Annotated in this window: 20 protein-coding genes; 11 read left to right on the plus strand and 9 right to left on the minus strand. The window is 63.7% G+C overall.

All coding sequences use genetic code 11. The annotated features are described in order from the left end of the window. Positions 1-129: 129 nt before the first annotated feature. The 9 genes from GGQ99_RS00205 to GGQ99_RS00245 all read left to right on the plus strand — a co-directional run bounded on the left by GGQ99_RS00205 (position 130) and on the right by GGQ99_RS00245 (position 12085). Positions 130-2010, plus strand: a complete 1881-nt coding sequence (locus GGQ99_RS00205; RefSeq protein ID WP_183259855.1) for an ABC transporter ATP-binding protein — start codon at positions 130-132, stop codon at positions 2008-2010. Between the two features lie 321 nt (positions 2011-2331). Then, on the plus strand, positions 2332-4209 hold the full coding sequence (locus GGQ99_RS00210) for an ABC transporter ATP-binding protein (protein WP_183259858.1): 1878 nt from the start codon (positions 2332-2334) through the stop codon (positions 4207-4209). Positions 4210-4381: 172 nt separating this feature from the next. After that, positions 4382-6250, plus strand: coding sequence for an ABC transporter ATP-binding protein (locus GGQ99_RS00215; protein WP_183259860.1), 1869 nt, complete (start codon positions 4382-4384; stop codon positions 6248-6250). A 9-nt stretch (positions 6251-6259) separates the two neighbouring features. Further along, positions 6260-6571: a DUF6665 family protein gene (locus tag GGQ99_RS00220; RefSeq protein WP_183259862.1), complete on the plus strand. Its 312-nt coding sequence runs from the start codon at positions 6260-6262 to the stop codon at positions 6569-6571. A 321-nt stretch (positions 6572-6892) separates the two neighbouring features. After that, positions 6893-7456: a ubiquinol-cytochrome c reductase iron-sulfur subunit gene (petA, locus tag GGQ99_RS00225; protein ID WP_183259864.1), complete on the plus strand. Its 564-nt coding sequence runs from the start codon at positions 6893-6895 to the stop codon at positions 7454-7456. 19 nt (positions 7457-7475) lie between these two features. Beyond that, on the plus strand, positions 7476-8777 hold the full coding sequence (locus tag GGQ99_RS00230; protein WP_183259865.1) for a cytochrome b: 1302 nt from the start codon (positions 7476-7478) through the stop codon (positions 8775-8777). Positions 8778-8806: 29 nt separating this feature from the next. Then, entirely contained in the window at positions 8807-9664 is an 858-nt protein-coding gene (locus GGQ99_RS00235; RefSeq protein WP_183259867.1) for a cytochrome c1, read from the plus strand. Between the two features lie 98 nt (positions 9665-9762). Beyond that, positions 9763-10308: an adenine phosphoribosyltransferase gene (locus GGQ99_RS00240; RefSeq protein WP_183259869.1), complete on the plus strand. Its 546-nt coding sequence runs from the start codon at positions 9763-9765 to the stop codon at positions 10306-10308. Positions 10309-10702: 394 nt separating this feature from the next. Then, a complete protein-coding gene (locus GGQ99_RS00245) occupies positions 10703-12085 on the plus strand; it encodes an FAD-binding oxidoreductase (RefSeq protein ID WP_183259871.1) in 1383 nt (460 codons plus the stop codon). 198 nt (positions 12086-12283) lie between these two features. Here GGQ99_RS00245 and GGQ99_RS00250 read toward each other — a convergent pair whose 3' ends face one another. The 3 genes from GGQ99_RS00250 to corA all read right to left on the minus strand — a co-directional run bounded on the left by GGQ99_RS00250 (position 12284) and on the right by corA (position 14260). Next, positions 12284-12742, minus strand: a complete 459-nt coding sequence (locus GGQ99_RS00250) for a MaoC family dehydratase (protein ID WP_108607304.1) — start codon at positions 12740-12742, stop codon at positions 12284-12286. Continuing rightward, the gene (locus tag GGQ99_RS00255; RefSeq protein ID WP_183259873.1) at positions 12739-13203 is read right to left on the minus strand and encodes a MaoC family dehydratase; all 465 of its coding nucleotides are present in this window, start codon (positions 13201-13203) and stop codon (positions 12739-12741) included. Before GGQ99_RS00255 ends, GGQ99_RS00250 begins: the two co-directional genes overlap by 4 nt. Positions 13204-13285: 82 nt before the next feature. Further along, complete coding sequence (corA, locus tag GGQ99_RS00260) at positions 13286-14260, minus strand: magnesium/cobalt transporter CorA (protein ID WP_108607306.1); 975 nt, start codon at positions 14258-14260, stop codon at positions 13286-13288. Positions 14261-14581: 321 nt separating this feature from the next. Here corA and GGQ99_RS00265 point away from each other — a divergent pair, with 321 nt between their 5' ends. Continuing rightward, on the plus strand, positions 14582-15337 hold the full coding sequence (locus tag GGQ99_RS00265) for an outer membrane protein (RefSeq protein ID WP_108607307.1): 756 nt from the start codon (positions 14582-14584) through the stop codon (positions 15335-15337). Between the two features lie 75 nt (positions 15338-15412). Here GGQ99_RS00265 and GGQ99_RS00270 read toward each other — a convergent pair whose 3' ends face one another. From GGQ99_RS00270 to GGQ99_RS00295, 6 genes are all read right to left on the minus strand, one after another. Next, complete coding sequence (locus GGQ99_RS00270; RefSeq protein WP_183262305.1) at positions 15413-16207, minus strand: APH(3')-II family aminoglycoside O-phosphotransferase; 795 nt, start codon at positions 16205-16207, stop codon at positions 15413-15415. Positions 16208-16570: 363 nt separating this feature from the next. Beyond that, positions 16571-17674 carry a redox-regulated ATPase YchF gene (ychF, locus tag GGQ99_RS00275; protein WP_108607308.1) on the minus strand — a complete coding sequence of 368 codons (1104 nt, stop codon included), beginning with the start codon at positions 17672-17674 and terminating at the stop codon, positions 16571-16573. A 74-nt stretch (positions 17675-17748) separates the two neighbouring features. Then, positions 17749-18291, minus strand: a complete 543-nt coding sequence (locus GGQ99_RS00280) for a dihydrofolate reductase family protein (protein ID WP_183259874.1) — start codon at positions 18289-18291, stop codon at positions 17749-17751. Between the two features lie 92 nt (positions 18292-18383). Continuing rightward, positions 18384-18791: a GFA family protein gene (locus GGQ99_RS00285; protein WP_108607310.1), complete on the minus strand. Its 408-nt coding sequence runs from the start codon at positions 18789-18791 to the stop codon at positions 18384-18386. Positions 18792-18879: 88 nt separating this feature from the next. Next, on the minus strand, positions 18880-19617 hold the full coding sequence (gene pth / locus GGQ99_RS00290; protein WP_183259876.1) for an aminoacyl-tRNA hydrolase: 738 nt from the start codon (positions 19615-19617) through the stop codon (positions 18880-18882). A 24-nt stretch (positions 19618-19641) separates the two neighbouring features. Then, the gene (locus tag GGQ99_RS00295; protein WP_108607312.1) at positions 19642-20256 is read right to left on the minus strand and encodes a 50S ribosomal protein L25/general stress protein Ctc; all 615 of its coding nucleotides are present in this window, start codon (positions 20254-20256) and stop codon (positions 19642-19644) included. Between the two features lie 267 nt (positions 20257-20523). Between GGQ99_RS00295 and GGQ99_RS00300 the strand changes: the two genes are divergently transcribed. Then, positions 20524-21288 carry a sulfite exporter TauE/SafE family protein gene (locus tag GGQ99_RS00300; RefSeq protein ID WP_183259878.1) on the plus strand — a complete coding sequence of 255 codons (765 nt, stop codon included), beginning with the start codon at positions 20524-20526 and terminating at the stop codon, positions 21286-21288. Positions 21289-21364 lie beyond the last annotated feature (76 nt).

Genomic DNA, 21364 nt, shown 5'->3' on the forward strand with positions numbered 1-21364 from the left:
GTCACCTACATTCCTGAGGCCCCCGTCGCATCCCACACAGGATCCGGCGAACAATGGCCGTGCCAGTGGCCCTCCAAGACACGTCCACGCGGAATTCGCTGCGTGTCACATACCGATTGAGAGACTGATATGTTCCGCTGGTTTGAAAACAGACTGAATCCGTTCCCCGTGGAGGAACCGGTCGAGCCGCCGAGGACGCTGGTGGCGTTCTGCCTGCACTACACCAAGGGTGCCTGGCCCTACATCATCGTGGCAGCCGTGCTCACCTCGCTGATCGCGCTCGCCGAAGTGTGGATGTTCGGCTTCCTCGGCAACATCGTCGACTGGCTGTCGAACCAGAACCGCGAGACCTTCCTTGAGAACGAGGGCTGGAAGCTCGCCGGCATGGCGTTCATCGTCATGGTCATCCTGCCGAGCATGGTGGTGCTGCAGTCGCTGGTCAACCAGCAGACGCTGATGGGCAACTATCCCATGCGCATCCGCTGGCAGGTCCATCGCTACCTGCTCAAGCAGTCGATGAGCTTCTACCAGGATGAGTTCGCCGGCCGCATCGCCACCAAGCTGATGCAGACCGCGCTCGCCGTGCGCGAATGCGTGGTCAAGCTCATCGACGTGCTCAACTACGTCATCGTCTATTTCCTCGGCGTGCTGTTCATCGTCGGCTCGGCCGACCTGCGCCTCGCCGCGCCGCTGATCGTCTGGCTCTTCTGCTACGTGCTGTTGCTGCGCTATTTCGTGCCGCGCCTCGGCAAGCTTGCCGAAGAGCAGGCCGACGCGCGCTCGACCATGACCGGCCGGGTCGTCGACAGCTACACCAATATCCAGACGGTCAAGCTGTTCTCGCATTCGCGCCGCGAGGCGTCGTTCGCAAAAGAAGGCATGTCGCTGTTCATGGACACGGTCTACCGGTCGATGCGGCTGGTGACTTCGCTCTACGGCGTGCTCTATCTGCTCAACTCGACGCTGCTCCTGTCGGTCGGCGCGTTGTCGATCTGGCTGTGGCTCGGCGGTGTCGTCACCATCGGCGCGGTCGCCGTCGTGCTCGGCCTGGTGCTGCGCCTGTGGGGCATGTCGCAATGGATCATGTGGGAGGTCTCGGGCCTGTTCGAGAGCATCGGCACCGTCCAGGACGGCATCACCTCGATCTCGATGCCGCGCCTGGTCGAAGACAAGCCCGGTGCTAGGGAGATCGTCGTCGACAAGGGCGAAATCTTGTTCGACAACGTGCGCTTCCACTACGGCAAGAAAAAAGGCGTCATCGAGGATCTCACCCTCAATGTCCGTCCGGGCGAGAAGGTTGGCATTGTCGGCCGTTCCGGCGCGGGCAAGTCGACGCTGGTCAACCTGCTGCTGCGCTTCTACGACATTGAGGGCGGCCGCATCGTCATCGACGGGCAGGACATTTCGACCGTGCAGCAGGACAGCCTGCGCGCGCATATCGGCATGGTCACGCAGGACACGTCGCTGCTGCATCGCTCGGTGGCCGACAACATCCTCTATGGCCGTCCCGATGCCACCGAAGCGATGATGGTCGAGGCGGCCCGTCGGGCCGAAGCTCTGGATTTCGTCTCCACCCTGTCCGATCCCAAGGGCCGCAAGGGCTTCGAGGCGCATGTCGGCGAACGCGGCGTCAAGCTGTCCGGCGGCCAGCGCCAGCGCATCGCCATCGCCCGCGTCATGCTCAAGGATGCGCCGATCCTGATCCTCGACGAGGCGACCTCTGCACTCGATTCCGAGGTCGAGGCGGCGATCCAGGAAAACCTCTACCGGCTGATGGAAGGCAAGACCGTCATTGCCATCGCGCATAGGCTCTCCACCATAGCGGCAATGGACCGGCTGGTGGTGATGGACAAGGGCCGCATCGTCGAGCAGGGCAGCCATGACGAACTGGTCGCCAGGGGCGAGCTCTACGCCTCGCTGTGGCAGCGCCAGTCGGGCGGGTTCCTGCTGGACGACGTAGCAAGCGAGGCGGCCAACGACGCCGAGGCCAAGGGCCAGGCGGCGGAGTAGCTGCCGCGGCATGTGCTGCAAATCTTGATCGAGGCCTCCCGAGTGGGAGGCCTTTTTCATTTCGGGACTGGAGCGTCCTGCCATTTGCCGGCAAGGACGGTCCAGACATGGCACCGACAAAAGCCCCACCAGCTGGCCACGACAGCCGGTAAAGAAAGCCGTGATCAAAAGGTCGGCCTGCTCCTCCTCATCGTAATGTGAACACACCGCCCCGCAATCGCCCGGGTTGACGGCACGTTTCTCCTGCCATGCAGCGGTTGCCTCGTGCATCGGTTGGGCCGAAAATAGCGAGTCGTTGCCGCGGGATAGCCCAGAGTGCTCATGAACAGAATCTACAAATGGTTCGAAAGTTGGGTCTATCCCTTCCGCGAGCCTGACAGCCTTCGGCCTCCCGCCACCGTCTGGGGTTTCCTCTGGCACTATGTCGGCCAGGCAAAATTCGCCTTCTTCGCCATGCTGGTCATCGGCGGCATCGCACCGCTCGTCGAGGCGGGGCTTTTCTACTTCGTCGGCCGCCTCGTCGACATCCTCGACGGGCTACCCACCGACCGCAGCTGGGCTGCCCTTTGGGACGTCGCCGGCGCCGAAGTGCTGTTCATGGCAGTCGTAGTGCTTGTCGTTCGCACGCTGATCGTCGGCCTGTCGGCGCTTGTCGACGAGCAGACGATCACGCCGGGCTTCTACAATCTCGTGCGCTGGCAGGCGCATCGCCACGTCTCGCGCCAATCCTATTCCTTCTTCCAGAACGACTTCGCCGGCCGTATCGCCACAAAGGTCTGGCAGGCGGGGCAGGCGACCGGCGACCTGATGGAAAGCTTCATCGAGGTCGTGTGGTTCATGCTTGTCTACACCATCACCACGCTTGCCGTGGTCGCGGGTCTCGACTGGCGGCTCGCCGCACTCGTCGTCATCTGGATCGTCGCCTTCGGCTTCCTCGCCAACCATTACCTGCCGTCGATCCGCAAGCATGCCGAGGCCACCGCCGAAGCCGGCTCGATGATCAACGGGCGCATCGTCGATTCCTATTCCAACGTGCAGACGCTGAAGTTGTTCGCTGCCGATGGCGACGACCGCTACATCCGTTCGGGCTTCGATATCTATCTCGATGCGCTGCGCCCGTTCACGCGCCGCCTCACCGGTGTGCGCTTGGCGCTGACGGCGCTGTCGGGCGTCATGATCACCGCGATTGCCTGGTACTCGATCCATCTGTGGATCGAGGGCGCCATCTCGGTCGGCGCGGTCGCCTTCACGCTCAGCCTGGTTTTGCGGCTCAACATGCTGCTCGGCCGGTTGATGATGCAGCTCAACGGTATTCTCCGGAACCTCGGCGTGCTGGAAAACTCCAAGGCGCTGATCAGCCAGCCGCTCGGGCTGACCGACAGGCCGGGCGCTCGCCAACTCGAGGTGACGGGCGGCGAGATTCATGTCGACAAGGTGGTGTTCCATTATGGCAAGGGCGGTGGCGTGCTCGACAGCATCGACCTTGTCGTCAAGCCGGGCGAAAAGGTCGGCATCGTCGGTCCTTCAGGTGCGGGCAAGACGACGCTCGCCAATCTCATCCTGCGTCTCTACGATCTCGAAGGCGGCCGTATCCTGATCGACGGGCAGGACATCGCGACCGTCACCCAGAATTCTTTGCGGGCCTCCATCGGGGTCGTCAGCCAGGATACCGCATTGTTCCACCGTTCGCTGCGCGACAACATCAAGCTCGGCAAGCCCGACGCCACCGACGACGAGGTCATCGCCGCGGCGCGCAAGGCCGAGGCGCACCAGTTCATCGGCACGCTCGAGGACAATCGCGGCCGCAGGGGCTACGACGCCTTCGTCGGCGAGCGCGGCGTCAAGCTGTCGGGCGGCCAGCGCCAGCGCGTGGCGATTGCGCGGGTGTTCCTCAAGGATGCGCCGATCCTGATCCTCGACGAGGCGACCTCGGCGCTCGATTCAGACATCGAGGCGGCGATCCAGGAGAACCTGCAGGCGCTGATGCAGAACAAGACCGTGCTCGCCATCGCGCACCGCCTGTCGACCATCGCGGCCCTCGACCGGCTGATCGTGCTCGACCAGGGCGGCATTGCCGAACAAGGCACCCATGACGAGCTGCTTGCGCTCGACGGGCTCTATGCCCGGCTGTGGAAGCGCCAGTCCGGCGGTTTCCTGTTTCACGAAGACAGCGTGCTCGACGAATCGAGGCCGGCGTGATGGCGCTGTTCATGGCCCCCTCATCCGGCCCTTCGGGCCACCTTCTCCCCGCTGGGGAGAAGAGGAAGGCTGAGGCACCGACAATCTCCTCTCCCCGGTGGGGAGAGGGTGGCCGAGCGAAGCGGAGGCCGGGTGAGGGGGCCTTGTTCGCAATGAGGAAGGCTTTCGCCACATGACTCCCGAGCCTTTCCGCGAAAAGCTCTGGCGTCGCTTCGAAGGCGCCATCGACCCGTTCCAGGACACCGATCGCGAGGTGCTGCCCGAAAGCGCATGGGCCTTCATCCTCTATTTCGCCCGGCAGGCGAGAGGGCCGTTCACGCTGCTGCTGATCAGCGGCTTCCTGGCCGGTGCGATCGACGCGGCGCTCTACTGGTCGGTCGGCTGGCTCATCGACCTGCTCGACTCCACCAGCCCGCAGCGGCTGTTCGCCGAGCACTGGCCCGAGCTCGTGGGCCTGCTGGTGCTGATCCTGGTCGTCCGCGCCGTCATCATCATCGGCTCGGCCATCGTCGAGCAGCAGATCGTCGTGCCCGGCTTCTTCTCGATGGTGCGCTGGCAGGCGTTCCGGCGCGTCATCGAGCAGCCTTACGATTTCTACCAGAACGATTTCGCCGGCCGCATCGCGACCAAGATCGTGCAGGGTGGCGAAGCCGTCGGCGACTTCATCGTCAATGTGCTGCAGACGATGTGGAGTTTCCTCACCTTCATGCTGCTGTCGCTGACCATCCTGGTCTCGCTCGACCCGCTGATGGGGGCGGTGGTGATGCTGTGGTTCGCCGGCTATGCCGCGATCATCTATTTCCTGCTGCCCGAGATGCGTCAGGCCGGCCGCGCCACCGCCGACCAGCGCTCGATCTTCAACGGGCGCCTCGTCGATGCCTTCACCAACATCATGGCGGTCAAGCTGTTCGACAGTGGGCGGCGCGAGCACGCCTATGTGCGCGACGGGCTCGAGAGCTATCTCGGCGCCGTCGTCCGGCTGACCCGCTCCATCACCACCGTGCGTGCGGCAGTCGCCGTCATCAATGGCGCGATGATGGCGGCAGTCGCCGCCATCTGCATCGTCAGCTGGACCCGCGGCGACATCTCGACCGGGGCGATTGCCGCTGCACTCGGCCTCGTCTTCCGGCTCAACCAGATGTCCGGCTGGATGATGTTCAACATCAACGGGCTGGTGCGCAACTATGCCACCGTGCAGGACGCCACGCGCACCATCTCGGTGCGCCCGACGATCCGCGATGTCGAGAACGCGGCCGTGCTGCCGCGCGCGACCGGCGACATCGTCTTCGACAACGTGTCGTTCCACTACGGCAAGGGCAGCGGTGTCATCGACAAGCTCAGCCTGCACATCAAGCCGGGCGAGCGTGTCGCGCTGGTCGGGCCCTCCGGCGCGGGCAAGACGACGCTGGTCAACCTCGCGCTGCGCCTGTTCGACGTGGAGGAGGGCCGCATCCTGATCGACGGCCGCGACGTGCGCGACATCACCCAGGCGTCGCTGCGCGCCCAGTTCGGCGTCGTCAGCCAGGAGGCGATGCTGATGCACCGCTCGATCACGGACAATATCGGCTACGGCCGGGCAGGGGCCTCGCAGGCCGAGATCGTCGATGCCGCCCGGCGCGCCGCCGCCCACGACTTCATCGTCGATGTCGCCGATCCGCGTGGCCGGCGCGGATATGACGCCCATGTCGGCGAGCGCGGTGTCAAGCTGTCAGGCGGACAGCGCCAGCGCGTGGCGATCGCCCGGATGATGCTCAAGGATGCGCCGATCCTGATCCTCGACGAGGCGACCTCGGCGCTCGACAGCGAGGTCGAGGCGGCGATCCAGGACAATCTCTACAAGCTGATGGAGGGCAAGACGGTCATCGCCATCGCCCACCGGCTGTCGACCATCGCCGCGCTCGACCGGCTGATCGTGCTCGACGAGGGCCGCGTCGTCGAGGAGGGCAGCCACGATGCGCTGATCGCCAGGGACGGGCTCTATGCGCAATTGTGGAAGCGCCAGTCCGGCGGCTTTCTGGCCGACCGGCTCGCGGCGGAGTAGGATCGCGTCATGTCTTCTGTCCGTCCGCCTTCCATCCTGTCCAACCGTTCCGAGCAGACGCTCAACGTGCTCGAATACGAGTTCCTCGCCGAAAAGGCGGCAGCGCTCGGCCGCGCCGGCGACCGGGTCGGCGAGGCGCTCGGCAAGCTCGCTGCGCATCAAGGCGACGGCGACGAACGGCGGGTCTTGCTCAAGGCGGCGGCTGACGCAGTCTACGCCTATTTCATCCAGCGCGAGCTCTGCGGCCTGCGCAAGCATGACGACGCCATTCGCGACTATGGCATCCCGCGCGAGGTGCTGGTGCGACTCGGCGCCGCCTGATCGGCCCACGGTCGTTTCCCGGCGCAAGTTTGGCCTCGCCGGGGCGAGCCCGGCCTCCCTGGTGTTGCAGGCATGCCCGGTGTCGCAAAATCCGCTGATTTCCGCCATTTCCAGCCAGTTTTCCACCGCCTTGCGTTGTCCCCGCGACAATCTGCCCATGTGCCCTGTCGCGTCTGGACAAAAAGAGGCTTCACGCATAAACCGAAGTCCAAATGCCGGAGGAATTCGCTAGCCTGGTTGCCATGCGCCGTCGGGCTGGCATTGTTGAGCGGGGACAAGTGCTCAGCCTTCGGTGGTATTGAGGCAGAAGGATCAGGTCCCTTGAGCGCAACCGATACGAGCGAGCCCAATCGCCGCGATTTTCTCTATGTGGCCACCGGCATGGCCGGCGTGGTCGGCGCAGGCGCCATCGCCTGGCCTTTCATCGACCAGATGCGCCCGGACGCGTCGACGCTGGCCGCGTCCTCGATCGAGGTTGACGTCACGTCGCTGACGCCCGGCATGTCGCTGACGGTGAAATGGCGCGGCAAGCCGGTGTTCATTCGCAACCGCACGCCCGAAGAGATCAAGGCAGCGCAGGACGTGCCGCTCGCCGACCTCAAGGATACGGTCGCCCGCAACGCCAACATCGCTGCCGACGCCCAGGCGACGGACATCGACCGCACGGCCGGCAAGGACAAGGAAAACTGGCTGGTCATGGTCGGCGTCTGCACCCATCTGGGTTGCGTGCCGCTCGGCCAGCAGGGTGATTTCGGCGGCTGGTTCTGCCCTTGCCACGGCTCGCACTACGACACGGCTGGCCGCATCCGCAAAGGCCCGGCGCCCGAGAACCTTCATATTCCGACATTCCAGTTCGTTTCCGACACCATGATCCGGATAGGCTGAGGCAGGGGGACTTAATTCCATGAGCGGTGGACACTCGACCTATTCGCCCAAAACCGGCATCGGCCGCTGGATCGATGCGCGCATGCCGCTGCCGCGGCTGGTGCACGATTCATTCGTCTCCTACCCGGTGCCGCGTAATCTGAATTACGCCTACACCTTCGGTGGCATCCTTTCGATCATGCTCGTTGCGCAGATCCTGACCGGCGTCGTGCTGGCCATGCATTACGCCAACGACACGACGCTGGCCTTCCAGTCGGTCGAAAAGATCATGCGCGACGTCAATTCCGGCTGGCTCTTGCGCTACATGCACTCCAACGGTGCGTCGTTCTTCTTCATCGCCGTCTACATCCACATCATGCGCGGTCTCTACTACGGCTCCTACAAGGCGCCGCGTGAGCTGCTGTGGATCCTCGGCTGCATCATCTACCTGCTGATGATGGCAACCGGCTTCATGGGCTACGTCCTGCCCTGGGGTCAGATGTCCTTCTGGGGTGCTACCGTCATCACCGGCTTCTTCACCGCCATTCCGGTGGTCGGCGAATGGGTCCAGCAGCTGCTGCTCGGTGGCTTTGCCGTCGACAACCCGACGCTGAACCGCTTCTTTGCGCTGCACTACCTGCTGCCGTTCATGATCGCCGGCGTCGTCGTCCTGCACGTCTGGGCGCTGCATGTCGTAGGCCAGACCAACCCGACCGGCATCGAAGTCAAGTCGAAGACCGACACCGTCGCCTTCACGCCCTATGCGACCATCAAGGATGGTTTCGCCATGGTCGTGTTCCTGGCCGTGTTCGCCTACTTCATCTTCTACATCCCGAACTTCCTCGGCCACCCCGACAACTACATCATGGCCGACTCGCTGAAGACGCCGGCGCACATCGTTCCGGAATGGTACTACCTGCCATTCTACGCGATCCTGCGCGCGATCACCTTCAACATCGGCCCGATCGACTCCAAGCTCGGCGGCGTGCTGGCGATGTTCGGCTCGATCGCGGTGCTGTTCATCGTGCCGTGGCTCGACACCTCGAAGGTCCGTTCGGCTGTCTACCGCCCGTGGTACAAGCTGTTTTTCTGGATCTTCGTCATCAACGCGATCTTCCTGGGCTGGCTCGGTTCCCGCCCCGCGGAAGGCGCCTACGTGATCATGTCGCAGCTGGGCACGCTCTACTACTTCGCGTTCTTCCTGGTCATCATGCCGGTTCTCGGCCTGATCGAGACGCCGCGCCGCTTGCCCAACTCGATCACCGAAGCGGTGCTCGAGAAGAACAAGGGCGGCTCCGCTCATCCGGCAGGTGCGACCGCTGCACCCGAGACCCGCGGCTGAACCAAAGAGAATCTGAGAGGGATTTTGGAATGAAAAAGGTTCTCAATGGTCTGGCTGCCATCGGCTTCGTGCTCGCCGGCACGGCCGGCGTGGCGCTGGCTCAGGAAGCGCACAATGCGGCCGAGCCGACGCACTTCCCGATCCACAAGCCGAAGGAAATGGACTGGACCTTCGCCGGCCCGTTCGGCACCTACGACAAGGGCCAGCTCCAGCGCGGCCTGAAGATCTACAAGGAAGTGTGCTCGGCCTGTCACTCGATGGACCTGGTGGCGTTCCGCACGCTCGAGGACCTCGGTTACTCAGAAGCGCAGGTCAAGGCCTTCGCTGCCGAGTACGAAGTGCAGGACGGCCCGAACGGCGATGGCGAGATGTTCACCCGCAAGGCTCTGCCTGGCGATCATTTCCCGTCGCCCTTCCCGAACGCGATCGCGGCTGCCGCGGCCAATAACGGCGCTGCCCCGCCCGACTTCTCGCTGATCGCCAAGGCGCGCGGCGTCGAGCGTGGTTTCCCGACCTTCGTGTTCGACATATTCACCATGTACGCGTCGAACGGCCCGGACTATATCCACGCGCTTCTGACCGGCTACGACGAACAGCCGCCGGCCGGCATGGAAGTTCCCGAGGGCACGCACTACAACCCGTTCTTCATCGCCGGCAAGTCGCTGGCCATGGCCAAGCCGCTTTCCGACGGCCAGGTGACCTACGAGGACGGTTCGCCCGAGACGGTCGAACAGTACTCCAGGGACATCTCGGCGTTCCTGATGTGGGCTGCCGAGCCGCACCTTGAGGCGCGCAAGCAGACCGGCTTTGCCGTCATGATCTTCTTGGTGCTGTTTGCCGGCCTGATCTACGCCACCAAGCGCAAGGTCTGGGCCAACGCCCACTGATCCGGGCTGGCCGACATGAAATCGAAGGGCGCTCGCAAGGCGCCCTTTTCTTTTGCCGCCTGAGCCGTCAAAACTGTCGGGTAACGGAGCCCCCACCGATGAATACCTCGCTTGAACAGACGCTGCTCGGCGCCATCAGGACCATTCCGGACTACCCGCGCCCCGGCGTGATGTTCCGCGACATCACCACGCTGCTCGGCAATGCGCGCGCTTTCCGGCGCACCATCGACGAACTGGTCCATCCCTATGCCGGCGCCAAGATCGACCAGGTGGCCGGTATCGAGGCGCGGGGCTTCATCCTGGGTGGCGCCATAGCGCACCAGATGTCGGCCGGCTTCGTGCCGATCCGCAAGAAGGGCAAGCTGCCCCACGAGACCGTGCGCATCGCCTACAGCCTCGAATACGGGCTCGACGAGATGGAGATGCACAAGGATGCGGTCAAGACGGGCGAGAAGGTCATCCTTGTCGACGACCTGATCGCCACCGGCGGCACTGCGGAAGCCGCGGTCAAGCTGCTGCGCCAGATCGGCGCCGATATCGTCGCCGCCTGTTTCATCGTCGACCTGCCCGAACTCGGCGGCCGCAAGAAACTCGAAGCGCTCGGCGTTGACGTGCGCACGCTGGTCTCCTTCGACGGGCACTGAGGGACCTACGGGTCTCGCAGCGTGGATACGTTCTCCACGCTTGGCGCTTTTCCCATCATTTTTCGCGCGACTTGCCGGGGCGCTGTAGCGCGGCCCTGAGGTCGCTTGTTCGGCGATCTCCAGCCGCGGACCCGGCAACGGCGCCGTTGCCGTTCGAATTCATGCCAGCGCGATTCCTCGGCCCGACGGCCGCCGCCATGCGGACGTGCCGCTGAAACAAACGAAACACTCCCGAGCTCTTGCAGAAAAACGCCTGAAATGACGGCGGCGTAGGACAGGACGTGCCGCGCGTGCGGCAGGTTCAACCGGCGATACGCACATCCCCGCTGCCAGGATCCAAGACTTCCTGGCCGAGGTGCCGACGCGTCTTGCTCCGAAACACGAGTGTTCCAAAATGCTGAAGTCAACTGCTTCGCAAGATTTTCCCGCACGGCTCCGCGCGAGCCTCATCGGCCAGGACCATCCGGACTATGAGGCGTCGCGCGCGCTTTACAACGCCATGATCGACAAGCGGCCGCGCTGGATCGTTCCTTGCACCGAGGTCGCTGACGTGGTCGCGGCCGTCAATCATGCCCGCGACAAGCAACTGCTTGTTGCCATTCGCGGCGGCGGTCACAACGGACCGGGCTTCGGCAGCTGCGACGGCGGCATGGTCATCGACATGTCGCCGATGAAGCGGGTCGACATCGATCCCGCCACGCGCACGGTCCGTGTCGAGGCCGGCTGCACCCAAAGCGAGGTCGACCGGGCTACCAGCGTTCATGGGCTGGCGGTGCCGGCCGGCATCGTCTCCACCACCGGCATTGCCGGGCTGACGCTGGGCGGCGGCACCGGCTATCTCACGCGCAAGCATGGCCTGACCATCGACAATTTGCTCGCAGCCGAGGTCGTGCTGGCCGATGGCCGCATTGTCACGGCAAGCGCGGACGTACACCCGGAGCTGTTCTGGGCGTTGCGCGGCGGCGGCGGCAATTTCGGCGTGGTGACGCGCTTCACCTTCCGGGCGCATCCGGCGAAGGATGTTTATGCCGGGCCGATCTTCTACGACATCGCGCATGCCGCAGAGATCATGCGCTGGTACCGTGGCTTCCTGCCGACGGCGCCGCGCGAGCTCGGCATGTTCTTCGGCATCAAGACGGTGCCATCCTGCGATCCGTTCCCGCGCGAAATCTGGGGCAAGCGCATCTGTGCGCTGATCAGCTGCTACAACGGCACCGAGAAAGACGGCATGCGGGCGATGCAGCCCGCGCGGGATGCGCTTCCCAAGCCGCTGATGGACGGCATGATGCAGTTACCGTTCGCCGATCTGCAAGGCCTGTTCGATCCGCTGCTGCCGAAGGGGCTGCAGTGGTACTGGAAGGGCGACTATGTCGACGAGTTGTCCGATGCGGCCATCGCCGCCCATGTCGAGCACGGCTCGAAGACCCCGAGCGAGCTGTCGCTGATGCATCTCTATCCCATCGACGGAGCGGTCCACGACGTGGCTCCCGAGGCCACTGCCTGGGGCGCCCGGCGCGCGCGCTGGTCCATGGTCATCGCCGGCATCGATCCCGACCCGGCCAAGGCGCCGGAGCTCAGGCGCTGGGCAAGCGCCTACTGGGCGGCGGTGCACAAGCACAATGCGCATGGCGGCGCCTACATCAACTTCATGATGGACGATGAGGGCGAGGCGCGCGTACGTGCCGCCTATGGCCCCAATTACGAGCGGCTGGTCGCGGTCAAGCGCCAATACGACCCGGCAAACCTCTTCCGGGTCAACCAGAACATCCGGCCGTAGGTCTCCGCTCTGGATGAAGCGCGGACTCACCTTCTCCCCTCGTGGGAGAAGGTGGATTGGCGTGCAGCGCCAAGACGGATGAGGGGTGCTGGAAGGAATGAGCGGGTTCAGGTGAAGCCGCACTCCGTCCAGCCCCCCTCATCCGACCTCGCTTCGCTCGGCCACCTTCTCCCACGAGGGGAGAAGGGGAAGACCCCGCTATCCCACCTTCACCAGCACGGCGCTGTCGAACTCGACGACCTTGTCGCCGGTCGAGTCGAAGCCTTCGGAATGCAGCGTCATCATGCGCCAGCCGGGGCGCGAGGCGAGCGGGCGGTGGTCGATGCCGCGCCGCGTGTAGGTCACCGTTTCGCCGGCAAACACCGGCTTCAGCCATTTCAGGTTCTTGAAGCCGGGCGAGGGGCCGAATTCGGGCTTCGGTCCGGGGCCGTCCCAGGGGCGGCCGCGATGCGCCAGGTTGAGCTTCATCCACACCGCCGTGGTGTGCCAGCCCGAGGCGCAGAGGCCGCCGAAGACGCTCTTCTTGGCCGTTTCCTCGTCGGTATGAAACGGCTGCGGATCGTATTTGCGGGCAAAGTCCTTGATCGCCTCGGCGCTGAAGTGATGGCTGCCGAGCGTGATGGTGACACCGATGCCGAGATAGTCGTCGAGGGTCATTGCGCGGCCTCGCGGGTCAGGAACATGCAGGTATTGACCAGTTCGAAGACCGGCTCGCCCTTCTGGTTGACCAGTTCCGCACGCCAGCTGACGAAGCCAAGCCCCGGCTTGGAACGCGACAGGCGGCTGGACAGGATGGTCAGCTTGCCGCCCAGCGTGTCGCCGGCCAGTACCGGCTTCTTCCACTTGGCATAGTCGATGCCCGGCGCGCCTTGCGAGGTCGAGTCGAGCAGCAGTGCGTCGCACAGCATGCGCATGAACATCGAGCAGGTGTGCCAGCCCGACGCCGACAGTCCGCCGAGAATGCTCGCCTTGCCGGCCTCCTCGTCAAGGTGGAAGGGCTGGGCGTCGAACTCCGAGGCGAATTCGATGATCTCCCGGGCGAGGACGGCCTTGCTGCCGAGGTCGATGACGACGCCTTCGGCGAGGTCCTCATACGCCCATGTCTTGTTGCTGCTCATCGGCAATCCTGTTCAAGCTTGTACGATAACCTTGGACCGGCCCTGCGGGTCGCGCAAGGCCGGCTTGGGGCAACTCGTTGGCTCAGAGCCAGCCGCGGCGGCGGAACCACCAGAACGGCAGGATGGCGGAGACGACCATCAGCCCAAGCGCAAACGGGTAGCCGAGCGCCCATTTGAGCTCGGGCATCAAGTCGAAGTTCATGCCGTAGATCGAGGCGACCAGCGTCGGCGGCAGGAACACCACCGCCGCCACCGAGACGATCTTGATGATGCCGTTCTGCTCGATGTTGATCATGCCCAAGGTGGCGTCGAGCAGGAAGGTGATCTTCTGCGACAGGAACGAGGCGTGGTCGGTCAGCGACGCCACGTCGCGCGACAGCGTCTTCACCCGCGCCTTGGCGTCCTTGCCGTTCTTGGCCTGCCCGGTGGCGCTGGCGAGGAAGCCCGCCAGGCGCTGCAGCGAGGTCAGGCTGTCGCGCATGTTGGACGTCAGCGACTCCTTGCGGCCGATGCCCTTGAGGATCACCTGGAAGTCGCGGTCGCGCTTCGAGGCCTTGGTCGCCGTCGGGTTGAAGATGTCCTTCGACAACAGCTCGACCTCGCGCGAAACGCGCTCCAGTACGTCGGCGAGCCGGTCGACGATCGCCTCCAGCAGGCCGACGAGGATCGTCTCGCCCGTGGTGCAGCCGATCGCCGCCTTCTCGGCCCGCAGCGGAAAGGACAGGAACGCCTTGGGCTCGTGGTAGCGGATGGTGACCAGCAGGTTGCGGCGCAGCACGAAGGTGACCGGCGACATCACGGGAAAGTCGCTGTCGGCCTGCGAGGGCAAGGTGGCGGTCATGAAGTAGGCGCCGTCCTCGACATAGAGGCGGGACGAGATCTCGATCTCCTCCATCTCCTCGCGTGTCGGAACCCCGACGCCGAGCCACTGCTCGACCTCGGCCTCTTCTTCCCTCGTCGGATTGAGCAGGTCGGCCCAGACGATCTTGTCCTTTTCGGCCGCAATGCTGTCTGCAAGGCGCAGACGATCGTTTTCCACGACGAATGCCTTGATCATCGCCGGTCTCCCATACTGGAGCTGATATCGTGCCCGATCGCGGGCCGGGTTGCTGGATTGCGCCGGCGGGGTCACGAAGGACTGGGCCAGCGCCTAGGCGCGATAGACCCGGGTGGCTGCGACGTCAAGTTGCAAATCGGCAAGGTGGCGGGATGTAGCGGGTCTAGGTGCGGCCAGCGCCACGGGGCGCATGTCGTCTTGAAGTAGATATATAGTGTTCGTATAGGATATTCGGTGAGAGATAATGCGTTGTAAGTTGTTTTAAGTTTTCATAGCGGAGATGGTTGTGCTACGAGGCGATTCTTAGTGTGGGGACTTAGCATGAGAAAGATTATGGTATTTTCCGCTGCATTCTTTGCAGCGGCAAGTGGCGCTATCGCTGCCGATAACGTCGTTGGTGACTCCGTGCCGGAAGCACCTGTGGCATCGTTCTATGATTGGTCCGGCGGCTACGTCGGCGCGTTTGGCGGCTGGGCGCGCGGCAAGACGACTGCCACCGACATTGAGGGCGAAGAGTACGGTGGTGCGACTCCCGGGGCGACGATGAGCCTGTCAGACGACGGTTTTGTCGGCGGTGTGACGGCAGGTTACAATTTTCAGCATGGTTCATGGGTCTTTGGCCCTGAACTGGAGCTGGGCTGGGCCTCAATCAAGAAGACCCACATTGACCCTAATGACAACGAAGACGGCCTGTTTGCGCAATACGGATTTTATGGGACCGCCACAGGTCGGTTGGGCTATGCTGCCGATCGTACCCTCTTTTATGGCAAGGGCGGCCTGGCCTTTGCTCGCATCAAGAGCGCCGGTGGCGAGTTCGATGGCGTCGGCGAGGAGAATGACGACGGCTATTGGGGCTTTGACGGCAACGAGGCCGGCTTTGGCAACAAGACGCGGCTTGGCTGGACGATCGGTGCCGGCGTTGAGCATGCGCTGTCCGAAAAGTGGACCGTCAAGGCCGAGTACCTCTACGCTGATTTTGGCAGTAGCACGTACAACAATCTTGAAGATCCAGACAGCCCCTTCAAGTTCAGGGACAAGCTCCACGCCGTCAAGTTCGGCGTGAACTATCAGTTTTGATGGAAATCTGCAGGATGAAAAGAAGCCCCGCCTTGAGCGGGGCTTTTTTGTCGACTCGTGCCGGCGCGCAACCGTTCAGAAGAACTCGTCGAGCAACTGGTAGTACGAGAGCCTCGCCGGATCGGCATCGGGCAGGCCGTAGAGCTCGAGGAATGGCGCAACCCATTCCGGGCCGAGATTGAGATGGATGCTCCAGCACAGGATGCCGAGATCCTGGTAGCGGTCGGCGACACCGAGGCGGCTGCAGTCGATGAAGCCCGTGAAGCGGCCGCCCTCGGCGATGAAGTTCGGCATCGAGGCGTCACCATGCGTCACGACCAGTTCCTCGCTGGCAGGCCGCCGCGCGAGCACTTGCTCGAACACGGTCTCGGCCGATTGGCCGAGCCACTCGTCGTCGAAGTCCTCGACATCGACCACGCCCGTCTCCATGCGTGCCCTGGCGAGAGGGATGCGTCTGGAAAGACGGTGGTCGAAGGGGCATGAGGCGATGTCGAGCGCATGCAGCCGGCGCAACGCGTCGGCTATGATGGCAATCGCCTCGGCAGCAGGAACCTGCTGCGTGACGAGGTCGCCGCCCGGCAGCGCCGTCATCAGCAGCCAGTGAAGCCCGGCATGGGTCTCGAAGACGATGACTTCGGGGCAGGGTACGCCCTGCCCACCCAGCCAGCGCAGCCGGGCCACCTCGTCGGACAGCTCGGCAAAGTCGCCTGTTTCTTCGGTCTTGAGGAACAAGGTAGACTTGCCCGATGCCTCAAGCCTGAAGACGCTGGCACCTGAGGCGCCGATCGTCTGCTGCTGCCAGTCGTAACCGGCGAGCGCTTCACGCAACGTAGAGGGAAGATCGATCTCGACAGTTGAATGCTGGGTCATCTGCTCCCTGGCGGACATGAAGTAGGCTCCGCAGCTGACATGGAGGTGCTGATAGATCTCAGTCTTCTCGCGTGTCCTGCAAAGTCGAACTGCGTAAAAGCAAAAAAGGCCGGGGTTACCCCGACCTTTCTCTAGCGTCTCGACATCCGATGCCAGTACATCCGTGGTCAAAGGTGGAGACGATCTGCAAATCTCCCGGCGACCGTAGCCAAGGTTGGTTAGCAAAAGGTTAACGCTGCGGGATGAGGAGTTGGTCGAAAGCGCGTATGCAAAAGGCGGGCGACTGACTGTCTCATCGCACCGCGCCAAAAGGAAAAGCCCCGCGATGCGGGGCTTTTCGTATGCGGATGCGACGGCCAGGGGCTAGGTGTTGAACTTGAACAGCATCACGTCGCCGTCCTGGACGACGTATTCCTTGCCCTCGTCGCGCGCCTTGCCGGCTTCCTTGGCGGGAACTTCGCCGCCGAGCGTGACGAAGTCGTTAAAGGCAATGGTCTGGGCGCGGATGAAGCCGCGCTCGAAGTCGGTGTGAATGACGCCGGCCGCCTGCGGCGCCTTGGCGCCCTTGTGCACGGTCCAGGCGCGCGTCTCCTTGGGGCCGACGGTGAAGTAGGTGATCAGGTGCAGGAGCTCGTAGCCGGCGCGGATGAGCTTATCCAGGCCGGGCTCCTCGAGGCCGAGATCGGCTAGGAATTCCTGCGCCTCCTCGTCGGGCAGTTGCGCCACTTCGGCCTCGATGGCGGCGGAGATGACAACGACGCCGGCGCCCTGCGCCGTAGCCATTTTCTCGACAGCCTGGGTGTGCTCGTTGCCGGTGGCAGCGTCGCTTTCGGCGACGTTGCAGACATAGAGCACCGGATGCGAGGTCAGAAGGTTGAGCCCCTGCAGGATTTCGAGGTCCTCGGCAGCGATGCCCTTGAGCAGCAGCCGCACCGGCTTGCCGTCCTGCAGCAGCGTCAGGGACTGCTCCATCATCGGCAGGACGGTGGTCGCTTCCTTGTCCTTGCTGGCGGCGCGCTTGCGGAACTGCACGATGCGGCGCTCGAGGCTTTCGAGGTCGGCGAGCATCAGCTCGGTCTCGACGGTCTCGGCGTCGGCGACGGGATCGATGCGGCCTTCGACATGGGTGATGTCGTCGTCCTCGAAACAGCGCAGCACGTGCACGATGGCGTCGACCTCGCGGATGTTGGCGAGGAACTGGTTGCCGAGGCCTTCACCCTTCGAGGCGCCGCGCACGAGGCCGGCGATGTCGACGAAGGAAATGCGGGTCGGGATGATCTCCTTCGACTTGGCGATCGAAGCGAGCTGCTTGAGGCGCGGATCGGGAACCGCGACCTCGCCGGTGTTAGGCTCAATGGTGCAGAACGGATAGTTCGCCGCCTGCGCGGCAGCCGTGCGCGTCAGCGCGTTGAAAAGCGTCGATTTGCCAACGTTGGGCAGGCCGACGATGCCGCATTTGAAACCCATGGTCTTTTGGTCCTATCGGGAAATCGGAATTTGCTCAGGGCTATGGGCGATAGGGCCTAAGATCGTCAAGTCTTTCAGCGTCGCACGCGGTATTGCGTATGCACCGCGCCATTGGCCAAGGGCTTGGCAAAGGCGAGATCGAGCCAGCGATCGGCCTGTTTGCCGCCGAAAGCCCGGATGCCCGAGCCGAGGATTATGGGGATGGTGCCGATCTCGATCATGTCGAGCAGGCCGGCGTCCATGAACTGACGGGCCAAGTCGCCGCCGCCGAGAAGCCAGATTCGGCCTTTGGCGCCGCGCGCGCGAAGATTGGCAAGCATTTCGGCTGGCGTGCCGGCCATTGCTTCGGCGTTTTCGGGTAGGTTGTCGAGCGGGCGCGAGGTGGCAACCAGGCAAGGGTATTGGGCGTAGGCCCATTCCGGTTCGAGGCGGACGACATCATAGGTGGCGCGGCCCATGACGATGCCGCTCAGTGACGCCATGAAGCCGGAAAAGTCGTAATCGTCATCAGGTGGAAAGTTGTCGAGCCAGTCAAACGTACCGTCCTCGCGGGCAATGAAGCCGTCAAGCGACATCGCGAACATGTAGATGACGTCGTCAATGCCCGAAGAGACCATCGGAACCGTTCCTTGTTGCCAAAGAGTGTTTCCTACCATGGGATCTGTCGGAGTTATGTCAGGAGCCCTCAGCGAGCGCACGGGGCATTGGGTCAGTCCGGATCCTTGTCGTAGGCCTTGGTTCCCGGAGGCAGGACAACCCATGGATGACGGCGGCAGTCGTAGACGGAATCCTCGGGAGGCGGAAAATGCGGATCGGCGAATGCGCCGACTGCCACTGCCACAAACGCACTCTCGGCGCCGGCTTCGGTGTGGAACAGGTTCGTGCCGCAGACCGGACAAAACCTGAAGGTGTAGCGCGAGCCTCTGTCGCCGAGGCGCAGGTATTCGGTTGCCGTGCCCGTTACCTTGTAGGGCGGAGCGAAGGCGGCCAGGGCGGCAAAGACACTGCCGGTGCGGCGCTGGCAGGCGAGGCAATGGCAGATGCCGACGCCGAGCGGTGCGCCGTCGACCTCAATGCTCAGCTGCCCGCAGGAGCAGGACGCAGTTCGGGCTTGCACGATGACACCTCGCCTGACGGTTGCATCGGATCAAAGGGCATTGCGCGCCCTTATCGCATGAACGGAGGCGAATGTCTTCGCAGGCCCCTCAGTCCTTGCCGAGCAGCTTCTTCAGCATTGCGGCCATCGGCCCGGTCTCGGGAACCTTGATGGCAGGCTGGTTCGGGCGGGCCTGGCGGATATGGCTCTGGGCCTTGGGCGCCTGCGGCTTGGGGGCTTTCGGCGGCGGGGTGTCATCAGTACCGGTCGGCTGAAGCTTGTCGCGCAGCCCGACAGTGACCTTGTTCATGAAGCCGTTGTCGTCGCCCTTTGCCAGCAGGTCGGTGCTGTCGGCCACGAGGTCGAGCAGCACTTCCAGCCATTCCTTGTCGGCCTTGGCGAAGTCGCCAAGGACATGGCCGTGCACCATCTCCTTGACGCCGGGATGACCGATGCCGATGCGGACGCGGCGATAATCCTTGCTGATATGCTGGTCGATCGAGCGGATGCCATTGTGGCCGCCGGCGCCGCCCCCAACCTTGACGCGCACCTTGCCGGAGACGAGGTCGAGCTCATCGTAGAAGACGGTCAGCGCCGAAGGCTCGAGCTTGTAGAAGCGCAGGGCCTCGCCGACCGACTGGCCGGACAGGTTCATGAAGGTCTGCGGCTTGATCAGGATGATCTTTTCGCCGGCGATGTTGCCTTCGGCGATCAGTCCCTTGAACTTCTTCGTCCAGGGCGAAAACGAATGGCGGCGGGCAATTGCGTCCGCCGCCATGAAGCCGACATTGTGCCGGTTGTTCTGGTATTGCGCACCCGGATTGCCGAGACCTGCAAAGAGCAGCATGTTCGGGTCCTCCGGAGGCAAAGGCTATTCTGCCTCGGCAGCAGCCTCGGTCGTGGCTTCTTCCGACTTCGATGCCGAGGTGCCGGCGATCGTGGCGATGGTGAAGTCGCGGTCGGAGATGACGGGCTTCACGCCCTTGGGCAGCTTGACGGCCGAGATGTGGATCGAGTCGCCGATGTCGGTGCCGTCGAGGTCGACGGTGATGGACTCGGGGATCGCGTTGGCCGGGCAGTGGAGCTCGACCTCGTGACGGACGATGTTCAGCGTGCCGCCGCGCTTGATGCCGGGCGACTTCTCTTCATTGATGAAGTGAACCGGAACCTGGACGTTGACTTCGGTGTTTGCGCCAACGCGCAGGAAGTCGACATGCATCGGGAAGTCACGAACCGGATCGAGCTGGAAGTCCTTGGGCAGGACCTTGATCTTCTTGCCGTCGACGTCGATCGTTGCCACGGTGGTCAGGAAGCCGCCGCCATGGATCTTGTAGAAGACGTCCTTGTAGGACAGGGCGATGGCCAGGGGAGGCTGCTTGTCGCCGTAAATAACTGCAGGCACTTTACCGTTGCGACGAACTTCACGGGCGGACCCCTTACCGACCAGTTCGCGTGCTTCGGCCTTGAGCTCGTATGTTTCGCTCATGGCATTTCCTTTCGGTTGTATGGAGCGCCTACGGCTGGCATGAAGCCTGATCCGTAAACGTCGAAAGCCGCCGGGTGAGGCGGCCTTCCGCCGCGTTGCCTCCAAGGGTGTCTACGCGGGTGGCGGCTCTATATCCGAAGGTGGCCAAAAGTGCAACCGCCGGGGCTCCCGGGCGCTGGCTCGGTCGTGGTGCCGCCGTGGCTGCTCGCGAAAACACCGCAGTGCCTGTATCACGCCCGTTCGAATCGTTCACGGTCGCAATCAGCCATGCAAGAATTTCTCCTGCTCGATCTCCCGGTGGGCACAATCCTGGTCCTCGTCGTCGTCGCCTTCGTCGCCGGCTGCGCGCGCGGCTTCTCGGGTTTCGGCGGTGCCCTGATCTTCGTGCCGGTGGCAAGCTCGCTGGTCGGTGCGAAGCTCGCCGTGCCGTTGCTGCTGATCGTCGACCTCGTGCTGACCCCGGGCCTCATCCCCAATGCCTGGCGCAACGCCGACCGCGCCAATGTCGGCGTCATGGCGCTCGGGGCGGCGGTTGGCGTGCCCACTGGCACCTACCTGCTCACCCAGCTCGACGGCGTGGTGATCCGCTGGGCCATCGTCGCCATCGTGGTTGCGCTGCTCGCGCTGCTGATGTCGGGATGGCGCTACCACGGCCGTCCCCACGCCACCATGACTGCCGCCGTCGGCATGACCTCGGGGCTGTTTTCCGGTGCGGCACAGGTCGGCGGGCCGCCGGTCGTTGCATACTGGCTCGGCGGCGCCTTCCTGCCGCAGACGGTGCGTGCCAACATCGTGCTCTATTTCGCGATTTCGAGCGTGCTGTCGATCGTGAGTTATCTTATCGCCGGGCTCCTGACCCTGGAGACGGTGGGGCTGTCGCTGACGATCGGGCCGACTTTCGCGCTGGGACTGTATATCGGCTCGCGCCTGTTCAGCCGCGCCAATGAGGCCACGTTCCGCCGCATCTGCTACGGGCTGATCGCGACGGCTGCGATCGTCGGCCTGCCCGCCCTGGATGGCGTGTTGAGATGATTGCAGCTGGCGCCGCTTTCAAATAGAATTCACGTATCGGGGGCATGGTGGACTCCCCGTGAGGCCAGGTGGCCCA

The sequence above is a fragment of the Aminobacter niigataensis genome (assembly GCF_014200015.1).
Lineage (GTDB): Bacteria > Pseudomonadota > Alphaproteobacteria > Rhizobiales > Rhizobiaceae > Aminobacter > Aminobacter niigataensis.

What these genes read in the sequence shown, in the direction of transcription:
- GGQ99_RS00205 (WP_183259855.1), top strand. Translation starts at nt 130, where the DNA reads ATGTTCCGCTGGTTTGAAAACAGACTGAATCCGTTCCCCGTGGAGGAA.
- GGQ99_RS00210 (WP_183259858.1), top strand. Translation starts at nt 2,332, where the DNA reads ATGAACAGAATCTACAAATGGTTCGAAAGTTGGGTCTATCCCTTCCGC.
- GGQ99_RS00215 (WP_183259860.1), top strand. Translation starts at nt 4,382, where the DNA reads ATGACTCCCGAGCCTTTCCGCGAAAAGCTCTGGCGTCGCTTCGAAGGC.
- GGQ99_RS00220 (WP_183259862.1), top strand. Translation starts at nt 6,260, where the DNA reads ATGTCTTCTGTCCGTCCGCCTTCCATCCTGTCCAACCGTTCCGAGCAG.
- GGQ99_RS00230 (WP_183259865.1), top strand. Translation starts at nt 7,476, where the DNA reads ATGAGCGGTGGACACTCGACCTATTCGCCCAAAACCGGCATCGGCCGC.
- GGQ99_RS00235 (WP_183259867.1), top strand. Translation starts at nt 8,807, where the DNA reads ATGAAAAAGGTTCTCAATGGTCTGGCTGCCATCGGCTTCGTGCTCGCC.
- GGQ99_RS00240 (WP_183259869.1), top strand. Translation starts at nt 9,763, where the DNA reads ATGAATACCTCGCTTGAACAGACGCTGCTCGGCGCCATCAGGACCATT.
- GGQ99_RS00245 (WP_183259871.1), top strand. Translation starts at nt 10,703, where the DNA reads ATGCTGAAGTCAACTGCTTCGCAAGATTTTCCCGCACGGCTCCGCGCG.
- GGQ99_RS00250 (WP_108607304.1), bottom strand. Translation starts at nt 12,742, where the DNA reads ATGACCCTCGACGACTATCTCGGCATCGGTGTCACCATCACGCTCGGC.
- GGQ99_RS00255 (WP_183259873.1), bottom strand. Translation starts at nt 13,203, where the DNA reads ATGAGCAGCAACAAGACATGGGCGTATGAGGACCTCGCCGAAGGCGTC.
- corA (WP_108607306.1), bottom strand. Translation starts at nt 14,260, where the DNA reads ATGATCAAGGCATTCGTCGTGGAAAACGATCGTCTGCGCCTTGCAGAC.
- GGQ99_RS00265 (WP_108607307.1), top strand. Translation starts at nt 14,582, where the DNA reads ATGAGAAAGATTATGGTATTTTCCGCTGCATTCTTTGCAGCGGCAAGT.
- GGQ99_RS00270 (WP_183262305.1), bottom strand. Translation starts at nt 16,207, where the DNA reads ATGACCCAGCATTCAACTGTCGAGATCGATCTTCCCTCTACGTTGCGT.
- ychF (WP_108607308.1), bottom strand. Translation starts at nt 17,674, where the DNA reads ATGGGTTTCAAATGCGGCATCGTCGGCCTGCCCAACGTTGGCAAATCG.
- GGQ99_RS00280 (WP_183259874.1), bottom strand. Translation starts at nt 18,291, where the DNA reads ATGGTCTCTTCGGGCATTGACGACGTCATCTACATGTTCGCGATGTCG.
- pth (WP_183259876.1), bottom strand. Translation starts at nt 19,617, where the DNA reads ATGCTGCTCTTTGCAGGTCTCGGCAATCCGGGTGCGCAATACCAGAAC.
- GGQ99_RS00295 (WP_108607312.1), bottom strand. Translation starts at nt 20,256, where the DNA reads ATGAGCGAAACATACGAGCTCAAGGCCGAAGCACGCGAACTGGTCGGT.
- GGQ99_RS00300 (WP_183259878.1), top strand. Translation starts at nt 20,524, where the DNA reads ATGCAAGAATTTCTCCTGCTCGATCTCCCGGTGGGCACAATCCTGGTC.